Source organism: Anaerobacillus alkalilacustris (assembly GCF_001866005.1).
GTDB lineage: Bacteria > Bacillota > Bacilli > Bacillales > Anaerobacillaceae > Anaerobacillus > Anaerobacillus alkalilacustris.
The window spans coordinates 234,604-253,944 of record NZ_MLQR01000050.1 but is presented as its reverse complement, the minus strand read 5'-3'; the positions used below and the strand labels follow the sequence as shown (position 1 = coordinate 253,944).

At 34.6% G+C, this 19,341-nt stretch carries 19 protein-coding genes and 1 riboswitch; of the genes, 17 read left to right on the top strand and 2 right to left on the bottom strand.

What is annotated here, in order from left to right:
- Window positions 1-20: 20 nt before the first annotated feature.
- Together BKP37_RS18775 and BKP37_RS18770 are read right to left on the bottom strand one after the other, a co-directional pair.
- On the bottom strand, window positions 21-341 hold the full coding sequence (locus tag BKP37_RS18775; RefSeq protein ID WP_071311155.1) for a DUF3889 domain-containing protein: 321 nt from the start codon (window positions 339-341) through the stop codon (window positions 21-23).
- A gap of 39 nt (window positions 342-380) precedes the next feature.
- Window positions 381-1,247 carry an ATP-grasp domain-containing protein gene (locus BKP37_RS18770; protein ID WP_071311154.1) on the bottom strand — a complete coding sequence of 289 codons (867 nt, stop codon included), beginning with the start codon at window positions 1,245-1,247 and terminating at the stop codon, window positions 381-383.
- 90 nt (window positions 1,248-1,337) lie between these two features.
- On the opposite strand from BKP37_RS18770, the gene BKP37_RS18765 reads away from it, so the two are divergent.
- The 17 genes from BKP37_RS18765 (at window position 1,338) to BKP37_RS18685 (ending at window position 19,331) form a co-directional block, all read left to right on the top strand.
- Window positions 1,338-2,612, top strand: a complete 1,275-nt coding sequence (locus tag BKP37_RS18765) for a bifunctional folylpolyglutamate synthase/dihydrofolate synthase (protein WP_071311153.1) — start codon at window positions 1,338-1,340, stop codon at window positions 2,610-2,612.
- A 94-nt stretch (window positions 2,613-2,706) separates the two neighbouring features.
- Window positions 2,707-3,213, top strand: a complete 507-nt coding sequence (locus BKP37_RS18760) for a type IV pilus modification PilV family protein (protein ID WP_071311152.1) — start codon at window positions 2,707-2,709, stop codon at window positions 3,211-3,213.
- Between the two features lie 3 nt (window positions 3,214-3,216).
- Entirely contained in the window at window positions 3,217-3,690 is a 474-nt protein-coding gene (locus tag BKP37_RS18755) for a PulJ/GspJ family protein (RefSeq protein ID WP_139193182.1), read from the top strand.
- A gap of 14 nt (window positions 3,691-3,704) precedes the next feature.
- Window positions 3,705-4,694 (top strand): hypothetical protein, encoded by a 990-nt coding sequence (locus BKP37_RS18750; RefSeq protein WP_071311150.1) that lies wholly within the window; start codon window positions 3,705-3,707, stop codon window positions 4,692-4,694.
- Window positions 4,695-4,744: 50 nt separating this feature from the next.
- On the top strand, window positions 4,745-5,692 hold the full coding sequence (locus BKP37_RS18745; RefSeq protein ID WP_071311149.1) for an APC family permease: 948 nt from the start codon (window positions 4,745-4,747) through the stop codon (window positions 5,690-5,692).
- 21 nt (window positions 5,693-5,713) lie between these two features.
- Entirely contained in the window at window positions 5,714-7,015 is a 1,302-nt protein-coding gene (locus BKP37_RS18740; protein ID WP_071311148.1) for a VanW family protein, read from the top strand.
- Between the two features lie 158 nt (window positions 7,016-7,173).
- Window positions 7,174-8,838, top strand: coding sequence for a GspE/PulE family protein (locus BKP37_RS18735; RefSeq protein ID WP_071311147.1), 1,665 nt, complete (start codon window positions 7,174-7,176; stop codon window positions 8,836-8,838).
- Window positions 8,839-8,856: 18 nt separating this feature from the next.
- Window positions 8,857-9,897 (top strand): type IV pilus twitching motility protein PilT, encoded by a 1,041-nt coding sequence (locus BKP37_RS18730; protein WP_071311146.1) that lies wholly within the window; start codon window positions 8,857-8,859, stop codon window positions 9,895-9,897.
- The gene (locus BKP37_RS18725) at window positions 9,897-11,102 is read left to right on the top strand and encodes a type II secretion system F family protein (RefSeq protein ID WP_071311145.1); all 1,206 of its coding nucleotides are present in this window, start codon (window positions 9,897-9,899) and stop codon (window positions 11,100-11,102) included. Before BKP37_RS18730 ends, BKP37_RS18725 begins: the two co-directional genes overlap by 1 nt.
- Window positions 11,103-11,191: 89 nt before the next feature.
- Window positions 11,192-11,275: riboswitch (cyclic di-GMP riboswitch) on the top strand.
- Between the two features lie 113 nt (window positions 11,276-11,388).
- Complete coding sequence (locus BKP37_RS18720; protein WP_071311144.1) at window positions 11,389-11,817, top strand: pilin; 429 nt, start codon at window positions 11,389-11,391, stop codon at window positions 11,815-11,817.
- A 6-nt stretch (window positions 11,818-11,823) separates the two neighbouring features.
- The gene (locus BKP37_RS18715) at window positions 11,824-12,582 is read left to right on the top strand and encodes a prepilin peptidase (RefSeq protein ID WP_071311143.1); all 759 of its coding nucleotides are present in this window, start codon (window positions 11,824-11,826) and stop codon (window positions 12,580-12,582) included.
- Between the two features lie 27 nt (window positions 12,583-12,609).
- Window positions 12,610-13,605 carry a type IV pilus biogenesis protein PilM gene (gene pilM, locus BKP37_RS18710; protein WP_071311142.1) on the top strand — a complete coding sequence of 332 codons (996 nt, stop codon included), beginning with the start codon at window positions 12,610-12,612 and terminating at the stop codon, window positions 13,603-13,605.
- A complete protein-coding gene (locus tag BKP37_RS18705; RefSeq protein WP_071311141.1) occupies window positions 13,595-14,173 on the top strand; it encodes a PilN domain-containing protein in 579 nt (192 codons plus the stop codon). Before pilM ends, BKP37_RS18705 begins: the two co-directional genes overlap by 11 nt.
- Window positions 14,174-14,857, top strand: a complete 684-nt coding sequence (locus BKP37_RS18700) for a type 4a pilus biogenesis protein PilO (RefSeq protein ID WP_071311140.1) — start codon at window positions 14,174-14,176, stop codon at window positions 14,855-14,857.
- Between the two features lie 523 nt (window positions 14,858-15,380).
- The gene (locus BKP37_RS18695) at window positions 15,381-16,505 is read left to right on the top strand and encodes an SPOR domain-containing protein (protein WP_071311139.1); all 1,125 of its coding nucleotides are present in this window, start codon (window positions 15,381-15,383) and stop codon (window positions 16,503-16,505) included.
- Between the two features lie 582 nt (window positions 16,506-17,087).
- A complete protein-coding gene (gene aspA, locus BKP37_RS18690; protein WP_071311138.1) occupies window positions 17,088-18,503 on the top strand; it encodes an aspartate ammonia-lyase in 1,416 nt (471 codons plus the stop codon).
- A 267-nt stretch (window positions 18,504-18,770) separates the two neighbouring features.
- Window positions 18,771-19,331 carry a Maf family protein gene (locus BKP37_RS18685; RefSeq protein ID WP_071311137.1) on the top strand — a complete coding sequence of 187 codons (561 nt, stop codon included), beginning with the start codon at window positions 18,771-18,773 and terminating at the stop codon, window positions 19,329-19,331.
- The last annotated feature ends 10 nt before the right edge of the window (window positions 19,332-19,341 follow it).

Below are 19,341 nucleotides of genomic sequence, written 5' to 3'. Positions count from 1 at the left end.
TTTTGGGGCACCCTCTTGCTTTACCTATCTGTTTCACGAAATGAAATCGATTTAAATTCGTTCAGGTGTTTATCGAATTCAACATCAACAAAAACACCGAACTCTCGATTATCCTCACGTAGCCAAAGTTTAAACTTCTCAACAGAGATTTGGTCATTTTTATTTTCTCTACCAATATGAAGGTAATCAATAACATTAGCTTTTGGATACTTTTTAATGGTTTCTTTCACAGCGATGTTCCCCCATTTAGCATAAGGAGGAATTTCATTTTCAGCCAGTACTCTCGAAGATAACAAGCTTACTAAACAAAGTATTAGTGTAAAGACAACCTTACGTTTCATTTCTTACACTTCTTTCTCTTTATGTAAGTATGTGAAAATTCACGCTAAACTTTTCAATACATGCTCTAAATAAAGTTTTACAATATTAACATTGGAATGAGCATAAAGTGTTCGTGATCCAGCAACATCTTCAATTTCGTTAAAAATAAATGAACCATCTTTTGCAAAAAGGAAGTCTATACCAACAAAGCCAAATTCATCTTCAAATTGATCCAATACCTTATGTACTAATGCCATTTGTTCACGCGATAACTCGTATAGTCGAGCTTTCCCACCTAATGAGAAATTAGCACGAAAATCATCATCAGAATACCTGAGTATTGCAGCAATAATTGTTTTTCCTACTACAAATACACGTACATCACGTCCAGGAACATCCCCCATTCGTTGAATAATTAGTTCTTTAGCTTGAACTTTCCTAAGTAACGTCTCTAACTCCTCTACGCTAGTTGCAGCAAACACTTCATTCCCACCTCTTCCAGTGACATCTTTGACTACGACCGGATAAGGAAATGGTAAATAATTTGGTTCGAATTCATCGCGATTTATAAATAATGTATCTAGCATTGGAATGTCTTTATTAGCTAAAAATTGATGTGTTTTCCCTTTATGATTACAAATATCTGATGTGAACGCTGTGTTATAAACTCTAATTTGTAAAGCTTCAAGCTGTTTACTCAGTAGTGGATCATTATTTCGTGAAATTACAAAATCGGGTTTTTCAAGCGTAACTCCTTTATGAAAAATAAATAGTTTATGATTTAATACACCATAACTAAGGTCCTCTTTTATTAGTAAACGAAGCTCAATATTTAGTTTTGTTGCTTCTTCTATAAACCAAGTAATAAAGCCTTCATTTATGATCGAACTTTCTCTATTATAAATTAACCATCCTGTTTTTTTCATTTGTACTCCTACCTATCCTTAAATTTTCTTGCTTGTAAGACATTCATATTATACACTAATATGAAACTTAATTTTAAAGGAGCTCGAACGATGATCTCTTATGATGAAGCATGTAATATTGTAAATTCGGCTAGTAAATTTGGAATTTGTTTAGGCTTGGAGCGAATGGAAGAAATATTAGTCCACTTCGGTTCTCCAGAAAAAAAGATACCGGCAATTCATTTGGCTGGTACAAATGGTAAAGGCTCTACTCTAACGTATTTAAAATCTATTTTTACGGAAGCAGGGTATTCGGTAGGTACGTTTACTTCACCAGCTATTCGTAAAATAAATGATAAAATTCAAGTGAATGATAAAGAAATCCTAGATTCTGACTTTTCTCTTATCATTGAGCAACTGAGCCCAATTATTAATAAAATAAAAGAAACAAGCTTAGGGGCGCCAACAGAGTTTGAAATCATGACTGCTGTTGCATTTCAATATTTTGCAACAAAGGCAAAACCAGATATTGTACTAATTGAAACAGGACTCGGAGGTAGATTAGATTCTACGAATGTCATTCAACCGCTCATCTCAATAATTACCAATATTGGACATGATCACATGGATATTCTTGGTCATACAATTGAAGCAGTAGCTAAAGAAAAAGCAGGTATTATTAAACAAGGTGTACCTGTTGTTTCGGGGTGCAAACAATTAGATGCTATTGAAGTGATGAAGAAAAAAGCGAAAGAAGCGTCCGCGAGTCTTTATCAATTTAAAGAAGACTTTACTTGTGATCATTCCGAGGGTCATTTTTCTTTTCAATACAAAGATTATGTTATAGAAAATTTACAGACTGGGATGCTCGGAAGACACCAACAAGAAAATGCAACGTTAGCGTTAATGGCAATTAGTATCCTTGAAAAAAATGGTTTTCAGGTTGGAGAAAAAGCTATTCGAAATGGGTTGGTTAAGGCAAAGATCGCTAATCGAATTGAAATCGTTCAAGAACAACCAACGATTATCTTTGATGGTGGGCACAATCCAGAAGGGATGGAGGCTTTAGCAACAACGTTAGCAAATTCTTTTCCTTCTAAAAGAATATACATACTTTTTTGCGCAATGAAGGATAAGAATATGAAAGATATGTTAAAACCGATTAGTACGATTGCAAAAGAAATTATTTTAACGAGCTTTTTATATGATCGTGCCATGGATCCTCACCAAGTATATGAGGAATGTTCGTATTCGAATAGCAAAGTAATTGACAATGTATCTGATGCTTATGACTACTTAGAAAAAAAATTACATGTTGATGATGTATTAGTTGTAACTGGATCGTTATATTTCTTAAATTATTTTAGAAATGAATGTAAAAAGTAGTACTTGCTACTTATTATAAATATCTAATGCTTTTATTTTATAGTATATTAGTATTGAGGACTATCTACCTAGAATGGTTATTGGGGGGAAGGTAATGTTTAAAAAAACAAAAAATATGTTATCTTCTGTAAGCGCAAAGCTATCTAACGGTAGTCAAGGTGGTTTTACACTAATTGAAGTTCTAGCATCATTGGTAATCTTATCAATTATACTAGTAACTTTTTTTGTTTTTTTTAATCAAGCTTTATTATTTTCAGGTAAAAATGAAGATAAACTTGTAGCTTACAACTTAGCAAGAAAAACATTAAACATAGTAGAGGAAAATTATGCTGATCTGACCGGAAGTGAACTAACTATTTCTTGTGAAAGTTACCCAACTCATTATCGTGACGATTTAAAGTTGGCTCTGTATGAAACAACTTGTTATTACAAAGAAAATAATCGTTACTATTTTCCAGAAATAACGATTACGAAACAATCTTTTGATAATTTTACAAGTCCAGTTTTATACCTTGTTCATGTCAAAATATATTCATCAGATAATTTAGTAGAACGAGAACTATTGTCTGAAACGTTTGGGTATGTAAGGGGTGGAGTTTAATTGATGTATGTAAAAAATAGTAAAGGTTTAACATTAATTGAGCTGTTAGCTACCCTTTCAATTTCAATTATTATTTTAGGACTCGTTTCAAGTGTTCTTATTCAAAGTTATCGAAGTATGGAAGTAAGTAACACCCATATTGACTTAAGGCAAGAAGCAAATATTATTATAACGATGTTGGCGAACGCTCACGAAAAAAATAATTATGAGATTTTCTATAGTAAAACTGGGAATGATAAATGGGAAATTATGATAGGAGATCAAAAAATTAAAAGTAGAGATTATGACCTTGTTGTAAAAATATTTTCAGGTAATTCAACATTAGAAATTAATACTAGTATAACAGATCCACAATCCATTAGTCTTCCTTTTACAGTGAATGTAAAAGAGCCGTTACATGTAGATGAATTAAGATTAACAAATATAAATGATCCGACAAAATCATTTGAACTATCTACAATTATAAGTCGTTTGTAGGAGGTAGGTATAATATGAAACGATATTTCAATAATCAAGGTTATACTTTAGTAATTGTCCTCCTAACTATTGTATTAATTAGTTTGTTTTCCTTGATGCTTATTCCCAAAGCTTTAAGTACATCATTGCAGATAAATAAAAGCGAAGGAATGGCACAAGCAAAAGATCTTTCTGAAATGGGCATCCATTACGCACATGCATTAATAGAAAATAAGATAATTTTGGCTATAAATGACGCAAAAGGAGATCCGAATTTCAATAAAACAAATCACGACAAACTTTTCTGTGAAAAATTCACTAATCGTCTAAATCAACTATCATTTCCATATTCTATCAATGTGAACCCAAATTATTTATACAAAATACAATATGCAGATCAAATAAATATAAACTCAAAAGATAATACGAATTGTATAGGGTTTAAAGATCTTACTTTACCCATAGAAAGTGTGGGGATGGTAAATGGAAAATTCGAAAAGCGGATTGAGGGTCAATTTGTGATCGGAAATAAAGGAGTATATCCAATTCCAAGCGAATCAGATGGTGGTTCCGGTGAACTACAACCTGTTGATCCAAACACTTTACCTTTGATTGAAGTTTTAAACACAGTTATATTAAGTGGTAGGGATGTTGAGGAAATGTATTCTTCTCCTCGCTTTTCGCACCCCGTCAGCATAAGAGGGAATGGGCAGCTCTCAATTGGTGGAAATGCCTGGTTTAACGGTAATCCCTCTTTTGATTTTAGAGGCAATAACGGGATTTTAATCGTTTCAGGAAATGCATATTTTAGAGATAAGATAGAAATTCACGGGAATCAAACTAATTATGTTTGTATTCGTGGTGATGCTTTTTTATTACGAAGTGGAACACAAAATACATGGGATCAATATACAGATATTAAAAATTTAGTTAGTTATTGCCCACCTTTTATTTGGGAACAAATTGAGTTTTTTTATGATATTAATGAGTGGGGAATTAATGAGAATTTAAATGTCATTTATTAATTTTTTTTACGAAATAGAAACGTATCTTTCAACAAAAAGGATGACATACCTTGATACAGTTTGTTTTTATCATTATTGGAGTTGTTTTCTCGGTTCTAATTTTTAGAGTTTTTCCTTTTAACTTAAAGCGTAAGTATTTAATAAAGGTGATAGGTATTGCTGTTGTGAATGTACTAATCACTTATTTGTTGTACTCCATGTTTTCATTACCTATTGCTATAGGTGGCCTTTTAGTATTGACAGCTCTATTTGCTTATTTAGTAACGAACCAAGAAGCAGTTGATAATCACGTTTATAATGAAGTGAATGAGAAAGATAAAGATAAAGAAAAAAATGAGCAACACGTACAACAACCAAATGAGCTTAATACTATACATATTCAATTAGATCAAGATAGTATTGATCATCTTGTTAAGGCTGTGGCTGATGATGGCTTAGAGAGTTTGGTAGAAAAGGAAATCACTCCTAGATTAAAAGAGACTTTTACTTCACATGAAGATACTCAAGCTATAAAAGAACAAGATCAGCAGGAAAATCCTGAAGTAAATGAACATTTTATAAGTAAACCTATAGGGAAAATAAAAATAAAAGGAGAAAACAAAGTTCACATTGAAGAATCCTCTGAAAAAATATCGAAAGAGATCGAATTGTTAGGTGAAGATGAAAATAGGGTGGAGTCTTTTGAGTACAATGAACGAATAGAAATGAATGGTACTCCCAGTCAAGATGAACTAGAACTATTATTTGCAGGTAGTACTCGAAAGAACATGCTTGTAGATGAAATAGAAGATCATAAAGAAGCAACAGAATACCATTTACCTCTTTATGATAGAAGTTTATTTAATGAATTTAAGTCCGAAGAAGTGTCTGAATTAGATGAAATAAATAAAGATAAGCAATATGTTGATATTGAAGCAAATAATAAGCAAAGTGAATTAAAGGAAAGTATCTTGAAAAAACGCACAAAGCTTTTTGAAGATATTGAAAAAGATTACTAAATTAGGGGAGAGGAAGGGAGTATGAAGGATTACAGTTTTTTTAGTAAAACGTTTTTCATAATTTTATTTTATACTTCTTTTATCGGTTTGTTCTCAGTAGGTGGAACTTATGCAATCGAGACATACTACCCTAAACAAAGTTATTTTCCAGACGGCACTATGCTAAGTTCAATACCGATTAGTGGGTTATCGGAAGCTGAAGCTAAAGATGCAGTAAGAAGTGAAATTGAAAATTGGAAAAGTAGTGCATCTATTTCGATCGTATACTTTGATGAAGCAGTTGAATTAGATAGTAGTCAAATTGAGTTTTTCATTCAAGAAAGTTTAGAAGGTGTTGAAAATGGATATGGTGACCTTTACTCAAATGTTTCATCAGTGACAGAAAAAGCTATTGAATCTTTTTCTTATGATGTTAATAACATAAATCTAAATTCGCTAACGGAAGAAGTCCAAACCTATGTAAATTTACTAAGTACAAGCCCACTTTTTATTGATGTAAATGACTACGTATCACCTAATCATCCAATTGAAGTTGTCGCAAGTAGTGTTACAACTAATTTTGAAAGTACATTCTTACTTCCAAGATGGGTAGAACAACTCGATGGGGTTGTGATTGATGCAAGAAGCAGGTTTTCGTTGCTTCAAACTATGGCTGACATAGGTGCAGTACGAACAGAGACAGAATCATTAAATGTATTAGCTACTGCTCTTTACAATTTGTTTTTAGAAACGAACTTTCAATTTATTGAACGACATGGTGGGAGGGCTTTACCGAATTATGCAGATGCCGGTTATTATTCAGTTGTTAAACCTGATCAAGCAGATTTGATTGTAGAAAATCCTAATTATTATTCGTATACACTTAAATTGGCATTGGTAAATAATGAATTGACAGCTTCACTCGAAGGGGTATCTTTACCATATCAATTTACAGCTGTTACAAAAAATGAAAAAGTCATTGCTCCAAGGAAAGTTGTTCATTTTTCTTCTATTCGTAGGAAAGGTGACAAACAAATAGTTAAAAACGGAGAAAATGGTTATTATGTAGAATTGTACCGTCAAATAAGAAATAAAAAATCAAACAAACTGATTAAAGAGTACTTATTATTTGAAGATTTTTATTCACCAGTTCATCAAGTTGAGGAATGGAGTGTAAAAGAGAGACTAGAACAGCTTCGAAATGCTAATGATCTAAATGATAATGACATTGAAGAACAATTAGACAAAGATGAATTATTACGAAAGCAAAAAGAGGATCAAGATGATATTGGTTCAGATGAACAATATTTTGAGGAAGAAGATGAATTAATTAAAGGTTATTAACTGAGAAAAGTTCATAATTATCCAAAATATTAAATCTATATTTAGTTATGATCGGTTTACCGTGACTTAATGATGGATTTTAGTGGCAAGAATATTAAATTATGAAATTAATTAACGACCTTTGCTGATATTACTTAATTGTTAAGTGGGGTATTTGCATGGCAAAAGAACGAAAACGATTAGGCGACCTACTTGTTGAAGCAGGTCTTTTACAGAAAGATCAGGTTGAAGCAACGTTAAGGTCGAAAAAACAAGGTCAAAAGCTTGGTGACGCGTTACTTGAACGAGGTTTAATCACAGAGCAGCAATTAATTGAAGTATTAGAATTTCAATTAGGTATACCTCATATTTCTTTGCAACGCTATCCTGTAGATACAACATTAATGAATATTGTTCCTAAGGAGCTTGCGCGAAGAAACATTTTAATCCCGATAAAAAGAAATGGAGATCAACTTCTCGTCGCAATGGCTGATCCGATGGACTACAATGCGCTAGATGATTTACGTATGTCTACAGGTTTCCAAGTTGAACAAGTCATTGCATCTAAAGAAGATATTCTACAAGCGATTAACAAACACTATGCAATGGATGAGTCTATGCGAGACTCTATCGTAGAAAAACTCGAGGAAGATTTAGCAGCAGCTGTAGCCAATGCAGGTGAAGAAGATGCGCCAGCCATTCGTTTGGTCAATCAAATATTACTAAATGGAATTCAGAAAAAAGCTAGTGATATTCATATTGATCCTCAAGAAAGGAAGCTACTTGTTAGGTATAGAGTCGATGGTCTCTTAAAAACGGAGCGAGCTTTACCGAAAAATTTACAAAATGTCTTAACAGCTAGGATTAAAATAATGGCAAACTTAAATATTACTGAAACTAGGTTGCCACAAGATGGTAGGATTAAGGTTACGATTGATTTTAATCCGATTGATTTACGGATTTCAACTTTACCTACTGTTTATGGAGAGAAAATTGTTATACGAATTTTAGATTTAGGTTCTGCCTTAGTGAACCTTGGACAACTTGGTTTTAACAAAATCAACCATAAACATTTTGTAAACTTAATTGCAAAGCCTTCAGGTATTATTTTAATTACTGGACCTACAGGTTCTGGGAAAACCTCAACATTATATGCAGCATTGAACCACTTAAATAGTGATGAAGTTAATATTATTACGGTTGAGGACCCTGTTGAATATCAAATCGAAGGCATTAATCAAGTACAAGTTAATACAAATGTTGGACTAACTTTTTCTACTGGTTTACGTTCAATTTTACGCCAGGATCCTAACGTAGTTATGGTCGGGGAAATTCGTGATGCTGAAACCGCTGAAATTGCGATTAGAGCCTCACTAACAGGCCATTTAGTATTAAGTACCCTTCATACGAATAGTGCAATTGCGACAATTCCCAGGCTAATTGATATGGGGATAGAGCCTTTTTTAGTTGTATCTTCACTTTCTGGGATTGTTGCTCAACGACTTGTCAGAAAAATTTGTCGTGAATGTAGCGAAGAGTATGAACCAACCGAAATGGAAAAAAATCTATATATACGTCGTGGTATTAAAATGGGTAAAACATATCGTGGTAAAGGCTGTGAGGTTTGTGGTTCTACGGGTTATCAAGGACGTGTCGCAATTCAAGAAATATTGGTTATTGACGATGAAATTCGCCAGATGATGATGAATAACAAAACGACAACCTCTATTCGTGATTACGCACTTCAAAATGGGATGATCTTTCTTATTGATGATGGTTTATTAAAAGTTAAGCAAGGACTAACAACAATAGAAGAAGTACTAAGGGTTGCAATAGAAGACTAGACAAGGAGGAGCAAAGTAATGAAACAACGACTTGAAGAATTATTAAGAGCGGCTTTTGAAAATGGTGCATCTGATTTACATTTAACAGTCGGTGTTCCTCCTGTAATGAGAATTAACGGTGACTTAAAACAGTTTGGAGAAGATATTTTAAAACCAAATGATACAGAAGGAATGGCTAAATCAATCATTTCAGAAGGACTTTGGAAGGTTTTTTTAAAAAAAGGTGAACTAGACTTTTCTCATGGAATGATTGGTTTATCTAGGTTTCGGATAAATGCTTATTTTCAACGTTCCTGTGTTAGTATGGCTATACGAGTTGTACCGACAAGTATACCAACACTCGAACAATTAAACATGCCAGTTGTTCTTAAAGATATAGCCAAAAAGCCACAAGGACTTGTTCTTGTCACAGGTCCAACTGGAAGCGGAAAGTCAACGACTCTTGCTGCGATGATTGATCATTTAAATAACACCTATCGAAAGCATATTATTACGTTAGAAGATCCAATAGAATACTTGCATAAACACCGCCTATGTATCATTGATCAACGAGAAATAGGGTTTGACACTCAAAATTTTTCTAATGGACTACGTGCGTGCTTACGTCAAGATCCTGATGTTATTTTGGTAGGAGAAATGCGAGATTTAGAGACAATTTCTACAGCTATTACCGCTGCAGAAACGGGTCACCTTGTATTAGGGACGTTGCATACGACAGATGCTCCCGCTACGATTGATCGAATTATTGATGTATTTCCACCAAACCAACAACCACAAGTTCGAATACAGCTTGCCTCCGTATTAAAGGCAATTGTGTCTCAACGATTACTACCAACTGCAGATAATCAAGGTCGTTGCGCTGCTACGGAAATATTAATTAATAATTCTGCTATAAAAAACTTAATACGAAATGAAAAAATACATCAAATTACAAGTGTCATGCAGACCAGTAGGGCAGTAGGAATGCATACACTTGAAATGTCAATAAAAGAGCTCTTAGATCAGAAAAAAATAAGTGAGGAAGTTGCTCAACCTTATGTTAGTGAGTTGGGGTCGTAATGCCGTATTTTAAGTATACTGCAAGAGAGAGCACCGGTAAGTTAAAAGAAGGACGAATAAAAGGTTTCTCAGAGAGAGAAGCAAAAGAAACATTAATCGCTGATGGAATGATTGTGAAGGATATTGAAGAATTAACAGGACTATTATATAAAGATATTTCCTTTGGAAGTGTGGTAAAGTCACAACAATTTGTCATGTATTTACGTCAATTTTCAACGTTACTAAAAGCTGGAATTTCAGTTATTGATGCGACTAGTATCTTAGCTGAACAAACAAACTCGAAACGATTACAATATACATTAAAATCAATAGAAATAGAACTTCGAGCTGGAAACCCATTCTCTGAAGCTGCTGAAGCTCATAAAAAAGTTTTTCCAGCCTTGTTTACAAATATGCTTCGTGCAGGTGAAGCCGGCGGGAATTTAGATGAGGTTTTAGAACGGTTAGCTACTTATTATGAGAAGCAATATCTTACTAGACAAAAAGTAATTTCTTCTCTTTCATACCCTGCAGTGGTAGGCTCTATTGCGATAATTGTTGTCGTCTTTCTATTGTCATTTGTCGTTCCGACATTTGCTGATTTGTTTCGATCATTCGATTCAGAGCTTCCGTTGATTACCCAGATGGTTTTATCAGCTGGTAGTGTTTTTAAAAAAGTTTGGTGGTTACTAATTTTACTACTTATAGGCATGGTTGTCGCTTTTAAAGTCATTCAAGAAAATCGACGCTATAAATATTATTTTGACTTTTTAATTTTGAAAATTCCTATCTTTGGATCACTATTTCAAAAAGCGGTATTAGCAAGAATGACACGTACACTAGGGTCACTATTTTCTTCATCAGTACCAATTTTACAAGCAGTTTCGATCGTTGAGAAAATAGTAGGAAATGAAGTAGTGGCAAAGGTAATCCGTGAATCCCGAAACGCACTAGAAAAAGGGGAATCGATAGCGGGTCCCATGGAAGCCCATTGGATTTTTCCACCACTTGTAACTCAGATGGTGCGGGTAGGAGAGAAAACAGGATCACTTGACACAATGCTTGACAAAGTTGCCGATTTTTACGAGACAGAAGTAGACATCGCTACGGAACGCATTAAATCATTAATAGAACCTTTAATGATAGTAGTTCTAGCAGGTATAGTCGGAGTTATCGTTGCTTCAATTGCCATACCAATGTTTCAGATCTTTGAAAATATTGGGTAAATAGTCATAAAAAGTACTAGTCAAAATGACACGGAACTACTAGAGGAATAATATTAAAAGTAATATAATAATGTTAAGTATTAAATAAAATAATATTTTGAAGCTAAGAAGAATCATCTATATTTGGGCACTTGGATGATTTCGAGCTAGTAGTGCAACCGGCCAAATTTTGTATATGCATAAATTTATGGATATTGAAGAGTTGGTCGTCTTTTATTTTTAAAGTCATTTTGTTGCAAGAAGCACTAAGTAAACTTTAAAAAATTTTATTGATGGAGGAAAGATAATGAGAAAAATGTTAAAAAATCAAAAAGGTTTGACGTTAATTGAATTGTTAGCAGTTATTGTTATATTAGGAATCATCGCAGCGATTGCGGTGCCGAGTATTGGGAATATAATATCAAAAACTGAGGAAAAAGCTAAGGTTGCAGAAGCTATTCAAATTATTAATGCAGCGAAGTTGGATAGAGCTGCAAACCCAAGTAGAGCAGTGTGGTCACATAATGGAAATCAGCCTACAGATGGGAATTTTGGAGAGAGTGATACTAATTATAATGAATTATCAAGTTATCTTGAAAAAGTTTCAGATACAACTTATGAAGTTCGATATAATTCAGGAAATTTTGAGATAAGATTACATGATGCTAATGACGTAGTGAAAGATGGATTTACGAATAGCGCAACAGAAACTGAGCTAATAAACTATACTAGGTAACCTTATATGTACTTTTTACTCTATCTCTACACTCTCACCCTAGGTCTTGTCCTAGGGTCTTTTTACAACGTCGTTGGTTTGCGGGTGCCGAATGGTCAATCGATTGTTCGCCCCCGTTCTCACTGTTCAAAATGCAAACGTACGTTATCTGCATTAGAACTTATTCCTGTTATTTCTTACATATTTCAAAAGGGGAAGTGTAAAGGATGTGGGACGAAAATATCTCCCATCTACCCTTTCATAGAGGCTACTACGGGTCTCTTATTTGTCTATGCATTTCACCAATTTGGGTTTACATCGGAAACTATTGTCGCTTGGGTTTTCATTTCATTACTCATTATCATTTTTGTTTCCGATATCCACTACATGATAATTCCAGATCAAGTTTTACTTTTTTTTGCTCCATTTCTTTTAGTCATGCGTTTGTTTTTAGCGCCATTAGACACATGGTGGAATCCTTTTTTAGGTGCGGTTATCGGCTTTACTTTACTACTAGCCATTGCCATTATTAGTAAAGGTGGAATGGGTGGCGGTGACATTAAATTATTTGCTGTCATTGGGGTTGTTTTAGGTTGGCAAGGTGTATTACTAGCATTTTTTCTTTCTACACTGATCGGGGCAATCATTGGTATAATAGGTTTAACGTTAGGGAAAATAAGGCGAGGTGAGCCCATACCATTTGGACCATTTATCGTAATAGCAACCCTCATAACTTATTTTTTCGAAAAAGAGATTTTTACGTGGTATTGGAGTCTATTTATATAATTGTCATTAGAAACGTGGTGAAAAACTGTGGTATTGTTTCGTGGGAAAAAGCAAATGAGAACAGCGATAATTATTAAAGATCATGTGATTCGCTTTGTTCATGCAAAGCGAGCAGACTTAGCTAGTATTGATTCCTTTGGAGAACGGTACTTACCTACTGGAGTCATTCATGATGGGAAAATCGTCGAGTGGGAAACGTTAGAAGGGATATTGCACGATTGTATTGAAGAATGGCAGTTAAAGAAACATTATGTTCAGTTTATTGTTCCTGATGCCTATACGGTTTTACGTCATGTTCAAGTACCTCTTAGCATAAAAGTTGATGAAATAAAGGGGTATTTATATACAGTTATTGGTGAAACGGTACATCTTCCGTTTGATGAAGCTACCTTTGATATTCATAACCTAGGTGAGAAAGATGGTCAAAGAGAAGTTTTATTAATTGCTACACCAGAAAAGAAAGTACAGGAATACGTAAATTTATTAACTGAAGTGAAGGTAAAGCCGAATGCTGCCGACATCTCAGCTTTATCTCTTTACAGATTATTACATTCTTTGGATCGCGATAATAAAAATGATCATTTTTTGTTTGTACAAGTTGATTTACTATCAATAAATATTACGATTTTTCATAATCAGAAACCTGTTTTTATGAGACATATAAAGTTATCGACCGAAGATAAATGGAGGTATTTCAACGAAGGTACCGAAGAAGTTTCTTGGGAAGGAAATCAAAGTGAGATAGAAAACCAAATACAAGATATCATAACGGAAGTTGATCGGATTATGAATTATTATCGTTACAGTATGAGGCAAGGAAAATATCGTGTAACAAAATTGGTTGTAATCGGAGATCATCCATATTTAATTGATATTAGTAAGAAATTTCAAAAATCTTTTGGCGTTGATATCGAAACGATAACCAAAGAAACAATTAAAACTATGAATGGAAAAGAGATACCTGAACGCTTCTATGAAATTGTAGGATTAGCTTTGAAAAAAGAGGTTCACGATGTTAGTTGAAATTAATTTATTAACGGAAAAAGATAAAAAAGATATAACGAATTGGCTAATCGTCACGGTGATCTTTGTCCTATTACTAGTTTCTTTTCTATTCATTTATGTTCATAGTAACAAATACGAGGCAGAAATCGATGCTCTTACAGACGAGCACTCCTTCGTTATGGAACAAATCTCCCTAAAACAGCAGTTAATCGACGATAAGCCAGCTTCCTATTATGAACAATTGAAAACAGCAATTTATTCTTTAGAGGAAATAGTTATTCCCACTTCAATGCTTCTAAATGAGTTGGTGAGATTATTGCCTGAACATGGTTATTTCTCACAGTTTTACTTTCAAAAACCTGACGAGGTAACTATAATTGCTTATTTTGACCAAATGTCTTCCATTGCTGCCTATAGTTATGAGCTAAATAAGTCTCCATATATGTTTTCTGTTCATTTAACGAGTATTGAAACAGCAATGATGGTTGGAAATGAAACGATTGTTGATGATATATTACCGAGGTATGTTGCTAGTTTTACAATAAAAGTAAATCGATCAGCTTTTCATGTAACGGAGGACTCATAGATGAAAGTATCATTTACGAAGAAAAAACTGATCACTCTCATTACTGGAATAGTTTTAGTTTTCATTAGTTATCTAGGTTGCTACTTTTATTTGATTTACCCCAAATTAACGATTATCGATCAGGTAACTCACCAACTTGATACTGAAAAACAAATTTTACTAACATTAGAAAAAAGTCTTTTAAAAGAAGAGGACCATAATGATGAAACAACTGAACTGCAACGACAGCTACCGGTTGATCCACTCATGGACCAATTGCTATTACATTTTCAGAGAGTAGAGGCATTATCAAACACTTACATTCTTTCAATGAATATTGATCAGGATTCAACCGTATATCCTGTGTTTTTAGAAGACGTGGAAGAAAACTTGGAATATTCGATTGATACATTAGAAGGAATAGTGGCAATGAATGTAAGTTTAACAGTCAACGCAAAAACGTATGAAGATCTTTTTCAATTTCTTGTTGAGATAGACCGCTTACCTAGAATAGTAAGTATAGATAACATTTCATTTATAGGAGCGCAAGAAACAGAGATCATTCACGACCCTCAAGAGTATCTTGAGTTTTTTGTAACAGTAAGTGCGTTTTATTACCCTGATTTATATGAGTTGAGTGATGAGGTACCAAAAGTTATTCATCCTAACCCAAGTGAGAAAAAAAGTCCGCTTCTCGTCCAATAAAAACTAGAATAAGACTGAAATAAAGTGTACTACGTGTAAAAGACATTTTATCAGAAGTCTTGTTCTTTTTTTACAGTATCAGAATTTATAAATTTCTAACTTGGAAACTGTCTAGCGCAAGCAGCCTACGAGCTCGGTCACTTCAGTCAAGTTTCTGACTTCACTGACTTCTTGGCTTCCTTCTTTGAAGATACTTCATGCTACTTTTCTCCTGCGATTACTCGTCGCACAAAACACTGCTTCGAGGAAGCCTACTTCGAAGCGGTGCAGTTAGACGCTAAAAGCACGCTGAAGCCAAAGAGCGGCTTTTAGTCAAAGGCTGCCCCATTGAAGCTACTACTTGGATTACTTCGAAGCTGCTTTGCTCTTGAGCAAACGGAGTGGCACACGAGCAGCTGCTCGTGACCAAGGTGCTTGCGCTTTTCCTGTTGAAATTATTTCAATATCCCTTTAACTTTTCTAGTTCTATCTATCAATATTTATTAATAGACTATAGTAAATTGATTATAGAAAGGAGCTGGCAATGTTGGACAATACGAAGAAGAATGACCGGCGAATTTCAATCGTATTAAATGGACAAGAGAAACGGTATGAAGAGCTGGAGAAGGACAAGCACGCTTATGAGCATTTACTAGAAAAGGAGATAAGTGCAACTCAAGAAGAGGATCATAAGGATGAATTTCATTGGATCCTCCCTGAAAACGAATCAAACGATTCTTCACCTAAAATTGTTGACTTAGGGGAGAGGCGTCATAATAAAAAAAAGTTAGAGGGGCCTTTTTGGGATGATGGAAAAAGTGAACAAGCCCCTAAATTGCCACCAACAAAAAGAAAAAAGAAGCAAAAGTTTGATTTTAAATTTAAAATTAAAGATCTTCCCTTAGGGATTATTGGTATTGTTATGTCTGCAATTATCGTAGGGGTTAGTTTTGGCTTTATGATGTTAACGATCTTTACTGGTGATAAACCACAAGCCATGGAAGTGATAAATCCTGTACAAGCCACAGAAATCGCGACAACAGAAATAGAAGCCCCAGAAGTGGTTATGAATGGACAAATTCCTGTTCTTGGAGTGGAGATTGTGCAAGGTGGTGCTTTTTCTTTAGTGGATAAAGCTACAGAAACAGCGAAGTCTATCCAAAATAAAGGATTTGCAGCAGCGATTACAAATACAACCGAGCCTGTCTATTTATTTATTGGTCTTGGTATAGACCGAGAACAAGCAAATGTTTTAGCCGAGCACTATAAGGCTAATGGACAAGATGTATATGTAAAGCCATATGCTGTTACAACTTCAGGTACGGTTGATAGTCAAGAACAATCTCTTTTCCTAGAAAAAAGTGTAGATTTATACCAACAACTAATTTTATTATCCGTAAATGGACTAGCTAATGGATCATCATTAGTAACAGACGAGACCTTAGCTGATTTAAAGGCAACTAATGAGATACTTGTATCATTAGGGAACCCTTTTAAAGGTAGTGAACAAGAATCGTTGGCTAACGATTTTCAAAACGCATTAGTTAATGCTTATCAAAGTTTGTTAAGTTATGCTTCATCGAACGAACCAAACAACCTCTGGCAGGTTCAACAATTTTTATTAGATGGAATGCTAGCCTATGAGAAGTTAATTAAGACCTTTTCTTAGATGATAAAAGAGGCTAACTCAAACGTCGTATTAAACGACCATTTAGTTCAGCTTCTTTTTATTTTTTACAAAACAGAATTTATAAATTTCTAACTTGGAAACTGTCTAGTGCAAGCAGCCTACGAGCTCGGTCACTTCAGTCAAGCAACGGACTTCAATTACTGCTTGAGATCCTTCTTAGATTAACTTCATGCAGCTTTGCTCCTGCGGTTACTCGTCGCACGGAAAACAATTGCTCCTGCGGTTACTCGTCGCACAAAACACTGCTTCGAGGATGCTTGCTACGAAGCTATACTAGAAGACGCAGAAGCACGTAAACGTAAGAAGCCAAAGAGCGGCTTCTGTCAATGGCCGCCCCAGTGAAGCTACTACTTGTATTACTTCGAAGCTGCTTTTCTCTTGAGCAAACGGAGTGGCACAGGAGCAGCTGCTCGTGACCAAGGACCTTGTGCTTTTTTTACTTTGACTTTTCTCTTTTTACAATTTATAACTAATGTTGTACATAATATAAAAGTAGGGTAAAGCTGAAATAAATGTCACACGTTAGATGCAACAAATAGATAGAGAGGTGGAGGTTTTTACATGTCAAATGTTCGGATTGAACGTGATTTAATGGGAGAAAAGGAAATACCTCAAGACGCTTATTATGGGATCCAAACGGCACGTGCCATTGAGAATTTTCCAATCACTGGTTATCCGCCACACCGTGAATTAATTCGAGCGTTCGGGTTTGTAAAAAAAGCAGCAGCAATGGCAAATCGCGATGTAGGGGTATTAAATAAAAAAATTGCTGATGCCATCGTTCAAGCGAGTGACGAGATCATTGAAGGAAAGCTCATTGAACATTTTGTTGTTGATTCGATACAAGGTGGTGCAGGGACTTCATTTAATATGAATGCAAATGAAGTAATTGCTAATCGGGCAATTGAATTGCTCGGGGGGAAAAAGGGAGACTACATGACAGTTAGTCCGAATACGCATGTTAATATGGCCCAATCAACAAATGATACGTTTCCAACAGCTATCCATATTGCCTGTTTACATTTAGCTAGTGGGCTTACAAGTTCATTACATGAATTAATTACTGCATTGGAGAAAAAAGAAAAAGAATTTGATCAAATCATAAAAATGGGGCGTACCCATCTTCAAGATGCTGTACCTATTCGTCTTGGGCAAGAGTTTGGAGCGTATAAACGTGTGTTGTCTCGTGATTTAAAACGTATTAAAAATTCAGTCTGTCATTTATATGAAATTAATATGGGAGCTACCGCTGTAGGTACTGGATTAAATGCAGTACCAGAATATATTACTCTTGTTGCAAAATATTTAGCAGAACATACAGGTATGCCGTTTAAAAGTGCTGAAGATCTTGTTGATGCTACGCAAAATACCGATGCATATACTGAACTTTCGAGTTCATTAAAAATATTAGCGATTAATATATCAAAAATTGCTAATGACTTAAGATTGATGAGTTCTGGCCCGCTAACTGGAATAAATGAAATTAACTTGCCGCCTCGCCAAGCAGGTTCATCGATTATGCCTGGTAAAGTCAACCCAGTTATGTGTGAAGTCATAAACCAAATCTCGTTTCAAGTGATTGGTAATGATCACACGATTTCTTTAGCATCTGAAGCAGGTCAATTAGAATTAAATGTGATGGAACCCGTATTAGTATTTAATTTATTACAATCTTTATCAATCCTTCAAAATGGAATGAAAGTATTTAAAGAATACTGTATCGAGGGAATAACTGCTAACAGAGAGCGTTGCTTAGATATGGTAGAAGGAAGTGTTGGAATTATTACTGCAATAAACCCACACGTAGGATATGAGGTAGCAGCTAGAATTGCAAAAGAAGCCATTCAGACAAAACGTCCAGTTAGAGAAATTTGTATTGAAAGAGGGATACTCTCAGAGGAAGAGTTAAAAGTTATTTTAGATCCAAATGAAATGACTGTACCTGGAATTGCTGGGGCAGATCTACTTTTTGAATAAGTAAGTGTCTTAGTTCCCAAAACCGAGCGACATAAAACTATAGCTAGTTGGAATGGTTTTAGTATCTTGGTGGAGAAAATAATTTAAAAATAAAAAAATAATTGAAAATTTTGTACAATTTGGTATCCTAAGTATATCCTTTGTACAAAATTTTCTTTTTACATGTAGTTCAAAAAATAGGCAGATATTTTGCTGCCCTACCTTTTGGTCCTCAAGGTAACGTTTTGAACAGCTATGAGAAAAATAATTAGACAAAGGAGAATCTTCGTGAAAAAACTCATATTAGCCTCTGGCTCACCTCGTCGAAAACAGCTTCTTGAACAAGGGAAGCTTGAATTTTCTATTTCCACAAGCACAGTTGATGAAAACGTAGATGAAACGAAACCCCCAAATGAAGTAGTAGAAGAGCTTGCGATGAGAAAGGCAAAAGATGTCTTATTACGTCATGATGATAGTATTATCATCGGAGCTGATACAATTGTTTCTATAAATGGGCAAATTTTAGGAAAGCCTAATAATGAAACTGAAGCAACAGAAATGCTCCAACTCCTTTCAGGAAACGATCATGATGTATACACTGGTGTAGCAATACTCTCAAAGATGAAAACTGTACTCTTTCACGAAAAAACAGTTGTATCTTTTTGGGAGCTTACAAACGAAGAAATTATTCAATATATTGCAAGTGGTGAACCTTTTGATAAGGCTGGATCCTATGGTATACAAGGGTTAGGTGCGTTATTTGTCAAAAAAATTTACGGTGACTATTTTACTGTTGTCGGACTACCACTAGCGAGGACCATAAGAGAGTTAAAAACTTTCGAAGTTTAATCGGGAGTCG